The organism is Noviherbaspirillum sedimenti, assembly GCF_003590835.1.
Classification (GTDB): Bacteria; Pseudomonadota; Gammaproteobacteria; order Burkholderiales; family Burkholderiaceae_D; genus Paucimonas; species Paucimonas sedimenti.
The window spans coordinates 3,358,695-3,373,117 of sequence record NZ_QYUQ01000002.1; the positions used below are offsets into that span (position 1 = coordinate 3,358,695).

The following is a 14,423-nucleotide window of genomic DNA, read 5'->3' on the forward strand; positions in this document are numbered from 1 at the left end:
GTGATCTTTTGAGCCAAGGAACGCCTCATGAGCAATCCACGCTGGAAGCAACGACCACCTGGGTCCAACTGGGGCGACTTCGGTGCTGACGACCAGCTGGGTCGCCTGAACCTGATCACGCCGGAAAAACTCAAGCAGGGCCTGGCGGAAGTACAGGATGGCCGTGCTTTTTGTCTCAGCCTGCCGCTGGATTATCCCGGCGGCAGCGCCCTCAATCCGAATCGCCATCCGCCGATCCTGCGCCCGACCCTGCGGCGCGGCAAGGTCAATGTGAATTGCCAGTTGGGCGAACTGGAACCCGGTCGCCCCGACGTGCTGTCAGATGACCTGGCGATCCTGCACCTGCAGTATTCAACCCAGTGGGACGGTTTGCCGCACGTCGGCTCCATGTTCGACGTCTTTGGCGATGGAAAACTTCGTCCCGTCTATTACAACGGTTATGCCGCCGGCACCGACCTGATCGGCCCCGCCGATGTGGCCGACGCCGGCCTGCCGCCGAATATCAAGCCGGAAAGCACCTCGTGCGCACGCGCCCTGGGCATCGAACACATGGCGCAGACCTGCGTGCAGGGACGCGCCGCCATGATCGACTTGCGCGCGCATTACGGCGATGGCCATACCCTGATCGGCTATGAAGAGCTGATGCGCGTGCTGGACAAGGACGGCGTCGAGATCGAAGCCGGCGACATCGTCTGCATCCACACCGGTTTTGCCGACGTGGTGCTGGGCATGAACCGGCAGCCCGATCCCGCCGTACTGAAACAAAGCTGTGCCGTGCTGGATGGCCGCGACGAGCGCCTGCTGCAGTGGATCACTGACAGCAACCTGGCGGCCATCGCCACCGACAATTACGCCGTCGAAGCCTATCCGGCGCGCGACGATGATCATTGCTGCGCCTCGCTGCCTTTGCACGAGCATTGCCTGTTCAAGCTGGGCGTGCACCTGGGCGAGCTGTGGCACCTGACGCCGCTGGCAGCCTGGCTGCGCGCGCGCGGCCGTTACCGTTTCCTGCTGACCGCGCCGCCGCTGAAGCTGCCCGGCGCTTTCGCTTCGCCGGTGACGCCGGTGGCAACCGTTTGATGTCGTCGATTGACGAGCAAGGAGTATGACGTGCAAAAACAACGTGTCCTGATCACCGGCGGCGCCGCCGGCATTGGCGCCGCCGCCGCCGAGCGCTGCCGCCAGGATGGCTACGAAGTCGTTATCATCGACCGCGTTGGCGACGGCATCATCGCCGACCTGGCCGATACCGTTGCCACCGGCCGCGCGCTGGCGCAGGCGCTGGAAGGCGGGCCGATCACGCGCCTGCTCAACAATGTCGGCATGGTGTGCCCGGCCGATGCCGAAAACCAAACCCTGGAAGAACTGGAACGGGCCTGGGCGCTGAACGTGCGTTCTTCGATGCAATGCATGCAGGCGCTCCTGCCCGGCATGAAGCAGGCGGGCTTTGGCCGCATCATCAATATGTCCTCGCGCGCGGCGCTCGGCAAGCAGTTGCGCACCGCCTACGCCGCCACCAAGGCCGGCCTGATCGGCATGACGCGCGTGTGGGCGCTGGAGCTCGGCGCTTATGGCATTACGGCCAACGCCATCGGCCCGGGACCGATTGCCACCGAACTGTTCGAGCGCGCCAATCCGCCCGGCAGCCCGCGCACCCAGGCCATCATCGACTCGGTGCCGGTCAAGCGCCTCGGCACGCCGGACGACGTGGCGCAGGCGGTGTCATTTTTCCTGGATGAGCGCAGTGGCTTCGTCACCGGCCAGGTGCTGTACGTGTGCGGCGGCATGACCGTCGGCGTGGCGGGTGTCTGAGATGAACGCCCCGTCCGTGCGTAGCCATGAAAAGACAGTCGCAATCGTCGGCGCCGGCAGCATCGGCGTCGCCTTCGCGCTGGTGTTCGCGCGTGCCGGCTGGCGCGTGCGCCTGCAGGACCCGGACGCGTCCCGGCTGGCCGCTGTCGCCGGCGAAGTGGCTGAGCGTGCCACCGCCCTGAAAACCTTCGAATTGCTGGACGAAGCGCCGCAAGACGTGTGCGCGCGCGTCGCCACCGTCGCCGCCCTGCCTGACGCCGTCGCCGGCGTGCCGCTGGTGCTGGAATGCGCGCCCGAGCGGGTCGAATTGAAACGCGCGCTGTTCGCGCAGCTCGACAGCCTGGCCCCTGCCGACGCCATCCTCGCCAGCGTCTCCTCGGCGCTGCCTGTATCGTCCTTTGCAAGCGACTTGCCCGGGCGGGCGCGCTGCCTGATCGCCCATCCGGGCAATCCGCCTTACCTGATTCCGGTCGTCGAAATCGTCCCGGCCGCTTTCACCGACATGCAAGTGGCGCAGCGCGCCGAGCAATTGTTCAGCGAGGTCGGCATGGCGCCGGTGCGGGTCGCGCGCGAAGTCGAAGGTTTCATCTTCAATCGCCTGCAGGGCGCGGTATTGCGCGAGGCGTATTGCCTGGTGCGCGACGGCGTGGCCTCGGTGGCCGACATCGACCGCGTCATGCGCGAAGGCCTGGCACCGCGCTGGTCGGTGATCGGACCGTTCGAGACGGTGGACCTGAACACGCGCGGCGGCATCGCCTCGCATGCCCAGAAAATGGGTCCGGCTTATGCCAGAATGGGCAAGGAACGCGGCCAGGACGACCCCTGGACGCCGCAACTGGTGGCGGATGTGGAACGCCAGCGGCGCGCCGTGCTGCCGCTGGAGCAGTGGCAGTCGCGCGTTTCCTGGCGCGATATCGAATTGATGGCGCTGACGCGTGACCGCAACAAGCGCGCTGGCAAGAACTAGGCGTGCAAGGCAGCATGCAACGCGGCGCAGTACATTTTTTTACAGAGTGATTAACGAAAGGATCATCATGCTATTTCTCGCACACATGCAAGTCAACATTCCCGACACTGTACCGACCGAGCGCGCCGACCGCCTGAAGGCCGATGAAAAAGCGCTGGCCCAGGAACTGCAGAAGAGCGGCAAGTGGCGCCACCTGTGGCGTGTCGCCGGCCAGTATGCCAACTACAGCGTGTTCGATGTCGAATCCAACGACGAGCTGCACAGCCTGCTGATGAGCCTGCCGCTGTATCCGTTCATGAAGATCGAGATCACTGCGCTGGCGCAGCATCCGTCGGCCATTGCCAAGAACTGAGGCAGGACCGCGTCATGCCATACATGATCGAAACCTGGGACAAGCCGAACCGCCAGGAATTGCGCAAGCAGACCCGCGACGAGCACCTGGCGTATCTGGCCGCGCACGCCGGCAAATTGCTGGCCTGCGGCGCCAAACTCAATGACGACGGCAGCGACGCCGGCGGCGGCATCTACATCGTCGATGTGGATACCCGCGCCGAAGCGGAAGCATTCATCGCCGCCGATCCGTTTTCCCGCGCCGACCTGTTCCGCGAAGTGCGCGTCGTGCGCTGGCGCAAGGCTTACCTTGCCGGCCAGTGCTGCCTGTAACGCGTCGTCCCATTTCCTTTCCAGAGATACCTATGCCCCAAGCCAAGCTCGCCGACGTCAGCATTCATTACCAGCTCGACGGCGATGAAAAAAATCCCGTGCTGGTGATGTCCAATTCACTCGGCACCACCCTCGACATGTGGGCGCCGCAGGTGCAAGCCCTGTCCGCGCGTTTCCGCCTGTTGCGCTACGACACCCGCGGCCACGGCCAGTCGCAGGTCACGCCAGGGCCGTATTCGATTCCCCAGCTGGGCGCCGACGTACTCGGCCTGCTCGATCACCTCGGCATCCAAAAAGCCAGTTACTGCGGCCTGTCGATGGGCGGCATCACCGGCATGTGGCTGGCTTCCGCGCATCCGGAGCGCATCGAGCGCCTGGTGCTCTCCAATACCGCGGCGCTGATCGGCCCGCCGGACAACTGGACCACGCGCGCCGCCAAGGTGCAGCAGGAAGGCATGGCATCGATCGCTTCTGCGGTGGTGTCGCGCTGGCTGACACCCGACTATGCGGAAAAGCATCCCGAGCAGGTGGTATATCTGGAAGACATGCTGAAGGCCACTCCGGCCGAAGGCTATGCTGCCAACTGCATCGCCGTGCGCGACGCCGACTACCGTGAAACGATCAAGAAGATCACCGCGCCGACCCTGGTGATTTCTGGTGCCGGCGACTTGCCGACGCCGCCGTCCGACGGCCGTTACCTCGCCGAATCGATCCCCGGCGCGCAGTATGTCGAACTGGCTGGTGCGCACCTGTCGAACCTGCAGGAGCCGGAGCGCTTCAGCACTACCGTGCTGGAATTCCTGCACGCCTGAATTGTCGCCGCATGGCGTTCCCGCAGCCGCGGGGACGTCGCCTGGACATGGCCAAGTATCTTTGGCCAAGCATCGCCCTTGACGTCGTCGACGCAAGGGCGATGCTTTTTCAGGGCAGCGAAATCGGCGTTTGCTGTTGTTGCGAGGGGCGCCCCGCCTGCGGCCTTTCCCTGACTTCGCCGGCCGGCGGCGTCGGGCTGCTGCCGAACAGGCGGTGCCATAAATTGCTGATGGGGTCGCGCGCTTCCATGCCGACCGTGCGCACCGCGCCCTGCTCGGCGAATTCCTGGTAGGCCAGGTCGCCATTGATTTGCACCAGTCCGTCCGGCACCGGGCGGATGCTGTCCGGCTTGCCGCGCAGCGCCACACGCATGTAATCGACCCAGATCGGCAGCGCCAGCGTGCTGCCGAATTCACGGTTGCCCAGCGATTTCGGCGTGTCGTAACCCATCCAGGCTACTGCCACCACGTCGCCGGCGTAACCGGCGAACCAGCCGTCCAGCGCATCGTTGGTGGTGCCGGTCTTGCCGGCCAGGTCGGCGCGGCCCAGCTTCTGGCCGGCGGCGGCGGCCGTGCCGGAATGGGCGGCGTCGCGCAGCATGCTGTCCATGAGATAGGCATTGCGCACGTCGAGCACCCGTTCGCTGTCGTTGCCGGCCGCCGGCTTTTGCGCCAGCACGTTGCCGCGCGCATCGGTGATCCTGGCGATCAGGTAAGGCTCGCGCTGGTAGCCGCCGTTGGCGAACACCGCATAGGCGGAAGCCATCTGCAGCGGTGTCACCGAGCCGGTGCCCAGCGCCAGTGTCAGGTTGTCCGGGTGCTTGTCGGGCGAGAAGCCGAAGCGGCCGAGATAATTCTGCGCATACGGCGGCGTGATTTGCTGCAGCAGGCGAATCGACACCAGGTTCTTCGAGCGCTTCAGGCCGTAGCGCATCGACACCGGGCCATCGTAGCTGCCGTTGTCGTTTTGCGGGGCCCATGACTTGCCGTTGGCGTCGACGGTCTCCAGCGGCGCGTCGTTGATCAGGGTGCCCGGCGACATGCCTTTCTCCAGCGCGGCAGAATAGACGAACGGCTTGATGGTCGAGCCCGGCTGGCGCCAGGCCTGGCTGACGTGGTCGAACTGGCTGAGGCCGAAATCGAAGCCGCCGACCAGGGCCCGGTACGAGCCGTCGTGGGCATTCAGGGCAACGAACGCCGCCGCCACTTCCGGCAACTGGACGATCGTCCATTTCTGCCTGGTGTCGCGCATCACGCGGATCACGGCGCCGGCGCGAACGCCATTTTCCGCCTTGGACGCAAGTTTGGCGGCGGCAAAACGCACGCCGTCGCCGGTAATGTTGATTTCTTCGCCGGAGAGCATCTGCGCGCGCACCACCTTCGGCGAGGCCGCCAGCACCACCGCCGATTCCAGCTCGCCGCTGTCCGGGTATTTCAGCAGCGCTTCGGCGATTGCCTGGTCGCGTTCTTCTTCATCGGCGGGCAGCTTGATGAAGGCTTCCGGACCGCGGTAGCCGTGGCGCCGGTCATAATCCAGTACGCCGCGGCGCAGCGCCGCGTAGGCCGCATCCTGGTCGGCCTTCAACAGGGTGGTGGTGACGTTGAAGCCGCGGGTATAGGTCTCTTCCTTGAATTGCGCAAACATGAACTTGCGCACCTGTTCGGCGGCGTACTCGGCATGCGCACCGTAACGCTGCGCACTGCCGCGTATCACCAGCTTTTCCTCGGCCGCCTGGCGGTACTCGGCGTCGCTGATGAAATTCAGCTCGTGCATGCGCTTGAGGATATGCAGCTGGCGCTGCCGCGCGCGCTTGGGATTGACCACCGGATTCATGGTCGAGGGCGCTTTCGGCAAGCCGGCCAGCATCGCTGCTTCGGCGGCGCTGATGTCGCGGATCGGCTTGCCGAAATAGGTATAGGCAGCCGTGGCAAAGCCATACGCGCGCTCGCCCAGGTAGATCTGGTTCATGTACAGCTCGAGGATCTGGTCCTTGGACAATTCCTTTTCAATCTTGTAGGCCAGCATGATCTCGTTGATCTTGCGTGTATAAGATTTTTCCCGCGTCAGGAAAAAATTGCGTGCCACCTGCATGGTGATGGTGGACGCGCCCTGGCCGTTGCCGCCGCTGACGATGTTGGACAGGGCGGCGCGCAGCACGCCCTTGTAGTCGACGCCGTCGTGGCGATAAAAATTCTCGTCCTCGATTGCCAGCAGTGCCCGGGTCATGTGCGTCGGCATTTGCTTGATCGGCACGAATTCGCGCCGCTCTTCGCCGAATTCACCGATCAGGACATTGTCCGCGGTGTACACCCGCAGCGGTATCTTCGGACGGTAATCGGTCAATGCGTCCAGCTTGGGCAGGGTCGGTCCCACCAGAACCAGGGCGTAGGTTGCCAGCAAGCCGCCCAGGACCAGCACGACCAGCAGTGACGCGAGGATGAATCCACCCAGACGCCAGCGCCCCGGGCGTGCGCCTGGTTTCGCGGCTTTAGCCGATTTTGGCGATTTCAAGGATGACGAAGGCTTGGAAGATTTGGATGATTTCATAAATGATCAAGGCGTCTGCAAGGGCTGCAAGCCGCTGCGCCGCGCAAGCGCGGCAGGCCATTGCAAATTGGTGAACAATATAGCAACCGGGTAAAACTCTAACAGGGAAGGCATCCCGCCGGTATTTCGATTACTTTTTGTAACGAAGGCATTGTGCCATCGCGGCTGGTTTGCGGGGTGATGATGGGTTTAGGCAAGCATTCCTTTGAAAAGTTGCTTGGTCACCACGAAATATTTACCCGTCCGGCGCCGGCGGCGCTGACCTGCTCTGGCCCGTTCTATGTTTAAATGCCGTCTTTGCGCCATTGGCGTCGGTCTGCGCATCGCCGCCTGCCGCCTGATTTCTCTTGCCCTTCATGCCATCCTCCCCCTCCATGCCGCAAAATATTTCTGCCGGCGCCGCCGACCAGTCGCCCATGATTCACTGGACCGAGTCGGACGAAGCCCGTTCGGCCAGCTGGCGCGCCGAAGCCGGCGCGGCGCCGCCGAAGCGCGTCGTCATCGGCGACGATACGCTGGCGGCCGATACCGCCTACCGCCTGGCGTGCGAAGGCACGGCGATCCTGTGGCGCGGCGATTTCCAGAATGCGCGCCAATTGCTGCAGGCGCTGGCGCGCCGCGTCGACGGCAAGGGCCGCCGCAAGTCGGGCAAGGTGGACAAGTCGGGCAAGGCGGCCAGCCCCGCCGAAGCCTTTCATCTGCACCGTCAGGCGCAGGCCCAGCGCGCCCGCGTGTTGTCGATGCTGCTGCTGCCCTTCGATGCCGATTATGGCATCCCGCTGCGGCGCGCCCCCGACGTGCGGCAAGCCTGCCGCGAGGCGTATGGCGACAATGCCGCGCCATTCGTGGCATCGCTGCGCGAACTGCAGGGGATCATCGGCGCCCATGAGTGGCGCAAGAAAGGCGTCGAGATCCCGGCGCTGGGCGCGCGCATCCATCCGCATTACGGCGTGTTTTCACCGGTGCGCGGCGAATACATCGACCTGGTGGCCAAGGCGCCGCTGCCGCCAGGGGCGGAGTCGCTGGCCTTCGATATCGGCACCGGCACGGGCGTGCTGGCGGCGCTGCTGGCGCAGCGCGGCATCGAGCATGTCATCGCCACCGACTGCGCGCCGCGCGCTCTGGCTTGCGCGCGCGACAACCTGGCGCGGCTGAATTTGTCCGATCGGGTACAGGTGGTCGAGGCCGATCTCTTTCCCGAGGGGCGCGCGCCGTTGGTGGTGTGCAATCCGCCCTGGCTGCCGGCGCGTCCCAGTTCCATGATCGAACAAGCCGTGTACGACCCCGACAGCCGCATGCTGCGCGGCTTCCTGGAAGGCCTGGCGGCGCACCTGGCGCCGGGTGGCGAAGCCTGGCTGATCCTCTCCGACCTGGCCGAGCACCTTGGCTTGCGCACGCGCGAGCAATTGCGGGCGCTGATCGACGCCGCAGGCCTGGAAGTCGCCGGCAAGCGGGATGCGCGGCCGACCCACCCGAAGGCCAGCGACGCCGACGATGCGCTGCACGCAGCCCGCGCCGCCGAGGTCACGTCCTTATGGCGCCTGAAACACAAGCAAGCAACAGCCTGAGCGTCCGTAACATATTCATAATAGCTGAGGAGCACCATGAGCAAACCCGCGCGTACCCTGACCTTCAAGTGCAAGAGCTGCGCCAAGCCGGTCACCGTTTATCTTCAAAAGGTCTCGGCCTGTTCGCATATCCAGCCCTACCAGGGCATTTGCACCTGCGGCGAAGTGCTGCGCCATGCCACCGGCAGCAAGGATGCGGTCGAATCATTTCTGGCCTCGCCGGACGGCGCGTGGTCGCACCACCATCATTGATTCCGCTTTAATGCTGCGGGATCCTGCTGGATCTTGTTAATCGCGCCGCCAGTACTCACTCACTGCCAAAGATGCTTCGCCACCAGCCGCCCCGGCCTGCCCGCCGGCGGCGCCGTTCCGTAGCAGCAGGCGGGGAGGATGCGGTGGGCCGGGCGGGCGCAGGCTGCTCCGGCTCCAGTGTCGGTACCTGGCGCGTCTGCTTGTCGTACTCGAGGAACATGACCTTGCTTTCGAGTATTTTGATCAGATGATCCTTGTCGGCCAGCCGCGCCCGCAATTCGTTCGTCACCTGGTCTTTTATCCGCCGCAGCTCGGCTTCCAGCACGATCACCCGCTCCAGCGACCGGTTGCGCTCTTCCAGCAGCGCGATCTTGGTCTTGTCGCCAGTAATTCTGCGGGTTTCCTTGGGGGCTGCCTGCGGATTGTGCAGACGGCCATAAGCACGCAGCAATTCCGCCGTATCGATGCGGATATCCCCATCCTGTAACACCGTTTTTGTCAGGTGGCCATTTTCGATGTCGCGCGTCAGGGTAGCGCGCGCCTTGCGCACCAGTTTTGCCGCGTCGGAAATGCTCACAAGTGCCATGTTGTGAAATAAATGCCAAAACATTAAGTTGACCATGCAAGGATGAAAAAATTCTGCAGGCAAAGCGAAATTTCCGGCGCCAGCGGCCCCGTCTGTCAAAACGCAAAGGCGCCGGGGTAATTTTTTTGCAATGGAGTGTGGTGCCGGCTGTACGGATTTAACAGTTGGCGTCGAAACTCCGCGGCAATCGGCGTTTGCGATTGACGTTGATGGTGATAATCTGCAACATTTGTTGGAAAGCAAGTGTCGGCGGAACGCTGGACATACAGACCAGGGCCCGTGCATGAGGCAGGCCGGATCGCGTGACGGGTTTTATCTTTTGAGGCGGCATGGATAACTTCACCATTTTTACCAAAACGGCCAAGGGTCTGGGGGAGACCCTTGGCAAGACCAAGAACCTGTCACGCGAGCAGCGCAAGATTCTCAAGGAAATCGACGGCAAGGCGAGCCTGGGCGACCTGCTGGCGCAGATCGGCACGGAAGAGAGCAAGCTGCAAGCCGCCATCAACCAGTTGCTGGCGGAGGATTACATCCGCGAATTTGCCTCGGCCGCGCCAGTCGGTGGCGGTTCCGGCGCAGACACCGGGTTCGGCTTGACCAGGCCCGCCAGGATCGAAGCCGCCAATAGCCAGCTGACCATCGGCGATTTTTTCCGTGCCATGGAACAGCCGCCGGCGCCGGGCGCCAGCCTGGATTTCAAAAATCTGTCGCAGTCCGACACCGCTGCCGCGCAAATCGCGCGTGAAAAGGTAGCGGCACAAGTGGACGAAACGCGCCGGGCCATCGAGGAAGAGGCCCGCCGCATAACCTTGCAAGTACAGCAGCAGGCTGCTGCAGCGGAAGAGCAGGCGCGCCGCGAAGCTGACGAGCGCACTCGCAAGGAAGCCGAACAACAATCCCGCATCAAGGCGGAACAGGAAGCACGTCGCGCCGCCGAAGAAACCGCCCGGCGGGAGGCGCAAGAGCGCGCGCGCCGCGAAGCGGAAGACTCGGCCCGACGGGCGGCGGCAGAGCAGGCGCAGCGTGAGGCGCGGGCCAAGGCGGAAGCCGAGCGTCAGGCGCAAGTGCGCGCCGAGGAAGAAGCGCGGCTGGCAGCCGAGGCACGCGCGCGGACAGAAGCGGAAGCGCACGCCAGGAGAGAGGCCGAGGAACAGGCCCGCAAGTTGGCCGAGGAGCGGGCCGATCACGAAGCCCGGGAGCAGGCGCAACGGGATGCTCAGGCGCAGGCAGCGCGGGAAGCTCAGGAGCAGGCGCAGCGTGAGGCGCAAGCGCAAGCCCGGGCGGAAGCCGAGCATCAGGCGCGCGTGCGCGCCGAGGAAGTGGCGCGGCTGGCAGTAGAGGCACGCGCGCAGGAAGAAGCCCAAGCGCACGCAAGGAGAGCGGCCGAAGAGCAGGCTCGCAAGCTGGCTGAGGAACAGGCAAAGCGGGAAGCCCAGGAACAGGCGCGCATCAAGGCCAGGGAGGCGGCCCGCCGGGTCGCCGAAGAGCTGGCGCAGCGCGAGGCGCAAGCGCAAGCCAGGGCTGAAGCCGAGCATCAGGCGCGCGTGCGCGCCGAGGAAGAAGCGCGGCTGGCAGCCGAAGAGCAGGCCCGCCGCGAAGCCGAAGCACAGGCGCACAGGCTCGCCGAGGAACAGGCGCGGCGCGAAGCCGAAGAGCAGAAGCGCTTGCGATCCGAAGAACAGGCCCGCCTGGCAGCCGAGGAAAAAGCGCGGCGTGAGGCGGAGGCGCAGGCGAAAAAGGAAGAGCAGGAGCGCGCCAGGAAGGCAGCCGAGGAAGCTGCACGCATCAAGGCCGAGGAAAAGGCGCGGCAAAAGGCCGAAGAAAAGGCCAGGAAAGAAGCCGAGGCGAAGGCCAGGCAGGAAGCCCGCGAACAGGCGAAGCGCGAGGCCGGTGAAAAGGCCCGGCGCGATGCCGAACAAAAGGTCCAGCTGGCGGCCGAGGCGAAGGCCCGCAAGGAAGCCGAGTTGCAGGCCCGGCGCGCAGCCAAGGAGCAGGAGCAGCAGGCTGCGGCGGAAGCGGCGCGCCTGAAAGCTGAGGACGCCGCGCGCAGGAAGGTGGAAAAGGCAGCGGAAAAGGCAGCGGAAAAGGCAGCGGAAAAACAGGCGCAGCAAGATGCCAGTGGCGCAGAACAGGCGATGCTGTCGGACGAGGGCGGCAAGCAGCTGGTATTGCCCGCCAATTTCGGCAAGCTGGCACGTCTCGCGGTGTTGGCGCTGATCGTGCTGGCCGCGGCCGGTCTGGGTGTGCTGCATGTGGTCCCGTTCAACGGTCGTCTGGCGCAGCTGGAACAGGTCGCCAGTGCCCAGTTCCGTCAACCGGTCAAAATCGGCAGTCTCAATCTGGCATTGTTCCCGCGTCCGCACTGGCGCCTGCAGCAGGTCGTCATTGGCACCGAGGGGCAGATCGCCGTCCGCCAAGTCGATGCCGGCGCCGAACTCGGCAGTCTGTTCTCCGAGTCGCTGCAATTTCAGTCGCTCGCGCTGTTGTCACCCGTCGTCAATGACGAGGGTCTGGGCTGGCTGCTGTTTGGACCAACGCCAAATTCTGCAGGGCAGTTGGCGTCGTTGAGCGCCAGCGATGTGCAGTTGCGCTCGCAGCATGTGCGACTGCCGCTCTTCAATGCTGATGCCGAGATCGGCGCGGATGGCGGCTGGCGCAAGATCGTGCTGGATGCGACAGGTGAAAACACCCGCCTCGAGTTGCAGCGCGCGGACGGCGTGTTGCGCTTCGAACTGACGGCGCGGCAGCTGGTCCTGCCATTCGGTGGCGCGCTGGCCTTCGATACATTCAATGCCAGTGGACGCGTCCGGCCGCAGGCGCTGGAAGTGAGCAAATTCACCGGGGTTCTGTACGATGGTACGGTCAGCGGCACGGGGGTGCTGGGCTGGAAGGATGGCTGGAGCCTGAAGGGGGAAGCGCAGGCCCGGCAGCTCGATGCGGCCAAACTGATGCCGGCATTGCTGCAAGGCGGTGCACTGGATGGTAGTTTCAGATACGCGATGCAAGCCGGCGAGGCCGGCAAGTTGTTCGCCGCGCCGCAAGCGCGGGGCAGCTTCAACATCGGCAATACCGTCTTGCTGGGGGTCGACATGGCCAGCCTTGTCATGGGTCAGGCCGGCACCGGTAAATCCTCATTCAATGAAGTGAGCGGCGAGTTTGCGCTGACCGACGGCAAGACCCAGTTATCGCGGATGCGCCTTGCGGCGGGATTGCTGTCGGCCGCCGGCGATGCGGCAGCCGATCCCAACGGCAAGTTGAATGGCCATTTCGCGGTCGATTTGCGTACCGCATCGCGCCAGGCACGCACCAGCCTGAGCGTATCAGGTACGTTGGCGGCACCGCAATTCAGTCGCTAGCCGGTTCAGTGGCGGAGACGGGCGGCGACGGATGCGGCCGGCCCCTCATGGCGCCAGGCCGAACATCTTGCGGAATAGGCCAAAAAAATTCCCTGCTGGAGCTTCTTTTTTGACGGCACGCTCGACGTAATCGCGCACCAGGGCACGGTCTATAGGATTCAGGCTGATGAACTGGACGCCGAAGGAATCTCCCAGCACGTGGCGGATGCGGCCACGGGCGCTGAAATGCCTGGCGATCGGCGGTGGCAGGTAGATGATCACCGCAGCCGGCAAATCGACATGACAACCGGTGAAGCGGTGCCTGACGCTGATGCGGATGCCGCCTTCGCTGATATCGACGGCATTGGTGACTTCGATGAAGCCTTCGCCATTGATATCCACGCGCACCGGCGCCAGGCGATCGGGGATGACACGGATGAATTCGCGCCGGTTTGCCGTTGATATATTGGTTTTGTCAGGCATGGGTCGTCTCCCCCTTTTTTAACCCAGTGTACGAACAGAAATTGCCACTGTCTATTTGCAGCGCCACAAAGCGTCAATTGCGACACAGTCTTTAACAAACTGTGGTGCAATTGGCGTGAAGCAGCTGGCGCGAGCCAGCAGAAAAAGCGGAACTTTGTTGAACAAAGCAGTTTCGACAATGTCCTACGGGCTATAAATCATGAACCTGCAAAGAACAATGGAACCTACACGGGAAGAAATACTCGCGCGCCTGGCCAAGGACGTATTCAACAAGCGACAACACCTGTTGCAAGTCGGGCAAGCGAGCATACAGCAGCTTGACAGCGATGCCGCGCTGGTGCTGGAAGCCGAATACCGGGCAGCCGAACTGGAATACGGTCAGGCAAAAGCCGCATTCGCGCGCGCGATGAAGGTAGACAAGCCGGCCGCCGGCTAGCCTGCTACGTCGCGCGCCAACGCCTCGCACACGTCCCGTAAACGTTCCGCCAACGCCAGTGACGACAAGGAGAACGCCATGTCCGCATGTCCTGCCTGCATTGCCCTGGAAGGCGCGCCCGTCACTATAGCCCCGCACGCCAACCTGCTGCTTTACTCCGAGACTGGCATCAATTTCTGGGAAAAGGCCACCGGCCTGGCCGAGTATTACGTCTGCCATGCCTGCCGCACCGCCTGGGAGCGCGATATCGCACGCAGCGAGCCGGACGCGGTATGGAAGCACGCCTCCCGGCCTCTGGAAGGCGCGGCGGCGCTTAGCGAATAGATCCCCGCGCCGCCGGGGGCAATTTCGCCTTGAAACTCTTGTGTACCTTGAAGTGGTAGGTGCTGCCTTCGATCGTGATGGGCGCATACGCCGGTTTGGCGGGCAGACAGGCGGGGCAGAACGGCAGGTTGATGGCGTACGTCATCTGCCGGTAGTTACGCAGCCGGCGCCGGTAGAGCGGCAACAGGAAAAGACCCAGGCCGACAGTCAGCACCGAGAACATCAGGAAAGCGAAGTAAGCAGCATCGTCCAGCCGGTCACCCAGATGCGAATCGTAGCTGAACACGAATAACTCGATGTTTTCCGTGTCCTGCCCGCACAATATGCAGCATGCCGGAAAGTCCTGGTCGGCCGACAGTTCGGCTGCGGTGTACTGGAAATTTTCCGGTGGCGCGGTCCGGGTATTCTTGCGACAGGCCGGGCAAGTGCCATCCGCAAGGGGATGGATGGGGGCGTAGCAAAACGGGCATTCAGTCAGATTCATGCGCACATCCTGTCGCTTTCATGGCGGGTAGCGGCTATCCGGGAAGCGGGCCATTCAGGAAAAATACGGTTGTATTCATACGGCTGTATTTGCCATGCCAGGCTTTCGCAAATAATGACACAACTCAATTAAATTTTTAGTCTGCGTCAAAAA

15 protein-coding genes are annotated in these 14,423 nt (G+C 63.7%); 11 read left to right on the forward strand and 4 right to left on the reverse strand.

Features of this window, described 5'->3' with window-relative positions:
• Window positions 1–27: 27 nt before the first annotated feature.
• From D3878_RS15715 to pcaD, 6 genes are all read left to right on the forward strand, one after another.
• Window positions 28–1,080, forward strand: a complete 1,053-nt coding sequence (locus D3878_RS15715; RefSeq protein ID WP_119786346.1) for a cyclase family protein — start codon at window positions 28–30, stop codon at window positions 1,078–1,080.
• Window positions 1,081–1,110: 30 nt separating this feature from the next.
• Window positions 1,111–1,812 carry an SDR family oxidoreductase gene (locus D3878_RS15720; protein WP_119787938.1) on the forward strand — a complete coding sequence of 234 codons (702 nt, stop codon included), beginning with the start codon at window positions 1,111–1,113 and terminating at the stop codon, window positions 1,810–1,812.
• A 1-nt stretch (window position 1,813) separates the two neighbouring features.
• Window positions 1,814–2,779, forward strand: a complete 966-nt coding sequence (locus D3878_RS15725; protein WP_119786347.1) for a 3-hydroxyacyl-CoA dehydrogenase — start codon at window positions 1,814–1,816, stop codon at window positions 2,777–2,779.
• A 67-nt stretch (window positions 2,780–2,846) separates the two neighbouring features.
• Window positions 2,847–3,131: a muconolactone Delta-isomerase gene (catC, locus tag D3878_RS15730; RefSeq protein ID WP_119787939.1), complete on the forward strand. Its 285-nt coding sequence runs from the start codon at window positions 2,847–2,849 to the stop codon at window positions 3,129–3,131.
• Between the two features lie 14 nt (window positions 3,132–3,145).
• Window positions 3,146–3,442 carry a YciI family protein gene (locus D3878_RS15735; RefSeq protein WP_119786348.1) on the forward strand — a complete coding sequence of 99 codons (297 nt, stop codon included), beginning with the start codon at window positions 3,146–3,148 and terminating at the stop codon, window positions 3,440–3,442.
• 32 nt (window positions 3,443–3,474) lie between these two features.
• Window positions 3,475–4,254 carry a 3-oxoadipate enol-lactonase gene (pcaD, locus tag D3878_RS15740; protein ID WP_119786349.1) on the forward strand — a complete coding sequence of 260 codons (780 nt, stop codon included), beginning with the start codon at window positions 3,475–3,477 and terminating at the stop codon, window positions 4,252–4,254.
• Between the two features lie 109 nt (window positions 4,255–4,363).
• Here pcaD and D3878_RS15745 read toward each other — a convergent pair whose 3' ends face one another.
• Window positions 4,364–6,802 (reverse strand): penicillin-binding protein 1A, encoded by a 2,439-nt coding sequence (locus D3878_RS15745; RefSeq protein WP_119786350.1) that lies wholly within the window; start codon window positions 6,800–6,802, stop codon window positions 4,364–4,366.
• A 374-nt stretch (window positions 6,803–7,176) separates the two neighbouring features.
• Between D3878_RS15745 and D3878_RS15750 the strand changes: the two genes are divergently transcribed.
• Both D3878_RS15750 and D3878_RS15755 read left to right on the forward strand, forming a co-directional pair.
• Entirely contained in the window at window positions 7,177–8,370 is a 1,194-nt protein-coding gene (locus D3878_RS15750) for a methyltransferase (RefSeq protein WP_233556355.1), read from the forward strand.
• 36 nt (window positions 8,371–8,406) lie between these two features.
• Complete coding sequence (locus D3878_RS15755; RefSeq protein ID WP_119786352.1) at window positions 8,407–8,622, forward strand: hypothetical protein; 216 nt, start codon at window positions 8,407–8,409, stop codon at window positions 8,620–8,622.
• 55 nt (window positions 8,623–8,677) lie between these two features.
• Here the strand turns inward: D3878_RS15755 and D3878_RS15760 are convergent, their stop codons facing one another.
• Window positions 8,678–9,208 (reverse strand): hypothetical protein, encoded by a 531-nt coding sequence (locus tag D3878_RS15760; protein ID WP_147383998.1) that lies wholly within the window; start codon window positions 9,206–9,208, stop codon window positions 8,678–8,680.
• 329 nt (window positions 9,209–9,537) lie between these two features.
• Here D3878_RS15760 and D3878_RS15765 point away from each other — a divergent pair, with 329 nt between their 5' ends.
• Window positions 9,538–12,564 carry an AsmA family protein gene (locus tag D3878_RS15765; protein WP_119786354.1) on the forward strand — a complete coding sequence of 1,009 codons (3,027 nt, stop codon included), beginning with the start codon at window positions 9,538–9,540 and terminating at the stop codon, window positions 12,562–12,564.
• Between the two features lie 45 nt (window positions 12,565–12,609).
• On the opposite strand, the gene D3878_RS15770 is transcribed toward D3878_RS15765, so the two are convergent.
• Window positions 12,610–13,026 carry a PilZ domain-containing protein gene (locus D3878_RS15770; RefSeq protein WP_119786355.1) on the reverse strand — a complete coding sequence of 139 codons (417 nt, stop codon included), beginning with the start codon at window positions 13,024–13,026 and terminating at the stop codon, window positions 12,610–12,612.
• Window positions 13,027–13,225: 199 nt separating this feature from the next.
• Here D3878_RS15770 and D3878_RS15775 point away from each other — a divergent pair, with 199 nt between their 5' ends.
• Both D3878_RS15775 and D3878_RS15780 read left to right on the forward strand, forming a co-directional pair.
• Window positions 13,226–13,462: a hypothetical protein gene (locus tag D3878_RS15775; protein ID WP_158592289.1), complete on the forward strand. Its 237-nt coding sequence runs from the start codon at window positions 13,226–13,228 to the stop codon at window positions 13,460–13,462.
• Between the two features lie 78 nt (window positions 13,463–13,540).
• A complete protein-coding gene (locus D3878_RS15780) occupies window positions 13,541–13,786 on the forward strand; it encodes a hypothetical protein (RefSeq protein ID WP_119786357.1) in 246 nt (81 codons plus the stop codon).
• Here the strand turns inward: D3878_RS15780 and D3878_RS15785 are convergent.
• Window positions 13,776–14,270, reverse strand: coding sequence for a hypothetical protein (locus D3878_RS15785; protein ID WP_119786358.1), 495 nt, complete (start codon window positions 14,268–14,270; stop codon window positions 13,776–13,778). The genes D3878_RS15780 and D3878_RS15785 overlap by 11 nt on opposite strands.
• Between the last annotated feature and the right edge of the window lie 153 nt (window positions 14,271–14,423).

Bases quoted from the DNA above. Each gene is read 5' to 3' on its own strand.
- D3878_RS15715 (WP_119786346.1), top strand. From the start codon at position 28: ATGAGCAATCCACGCTGGAAGCAACGACCACCTGGGTCCAACTGGGGC.
- D3878_RS15785 (WP_119786358.1), bottom strand. From the start codon at position 14,270: ATGAATCTGACTGAATGCCCGTTTTGCTACGCCCCCATCCATCCCCTT.
- D3878_RS15760 (WP_147383998.1), bottom strand. From the start codon at position 9,208: ATGGCACTTGTGAGCATTTCCGACGCGGCAAAACTGGTGCGCAAGGCG.
- D3878_RS15735 (WP_119786348.1), top strand. From the start codon at position 3,146: ATGCCATACATGATCGAAACCTGGGACAAGCCGAACCGCCAGGAATTG.
- D3878_RS15780 (WP_119786357.1), top strand. From the start codon at position 13,541: ATGTCCGCATGTCCTGCCTGCATTGCCCTGGAAGGCGCGCCCGTCACT.
- pcaD (WP_119786349.1), top strand. From the start codon at position 3,475: ATGCCCCAAGCCAAGCTCGCCGACGTCAGCATTCATTACCAGCTCGAC.
- D3878_RS15770 (WP_119786355.1), bottom strand. From the start codon at position 13,026: ATGCCTGACAAAACCAATATATCAACGGCAAACCGGCGCGAATTCATC.
- D3878_RS15775 (WP_158592289.1), top strand. From the start codon at position 13,226: ATGAACCTGCAAAGAACAATGGAACCTACACGGGAAGAAATACTCGCG.
- D3878_RS15745 (WP_119786350.1), bottom strand. From the start codon at position 6,802: ATGAAATCATCCAAATCTTCCAAGCCTTCGTCATCCTTGAAATCGCCA.
- D3878_RS15755 (WP_119786352.1), top strand. From the start codon at position 8,407: ATGAGCAAACCCGCGCGTACCCTGACCTTCAAGTGCAAGAGCTGCGCC.
- D3878_RS15725 (WP_119786347.1), top strand. From the start codon at position 1,814: ATGAACGCCCCGTCCGTGCGTAGCCATGAAAAGACAGTCGCAATCGTC.
- D3878_RS15750 (WP_233556355.1), top strand. From the start codon at position 7,177: ATGCCGCAAAATATTTCTGCCGGCGCCGCCGACCAGTCGCCCATGATT.
- catC (WP_119787939.1), top strand. From the start codon at position 2,847: ATGCTATTTCTCGCACACATGCAAGTCAACATTCCCGACACTGTACCG.
- D3878_RS15765 (WP_119786354.1), top strand. From the start codon at position 9,538: ATGGATAACTTCACCATTTTTACCAAAACGGCCAAGGGTCTGGGGGAG.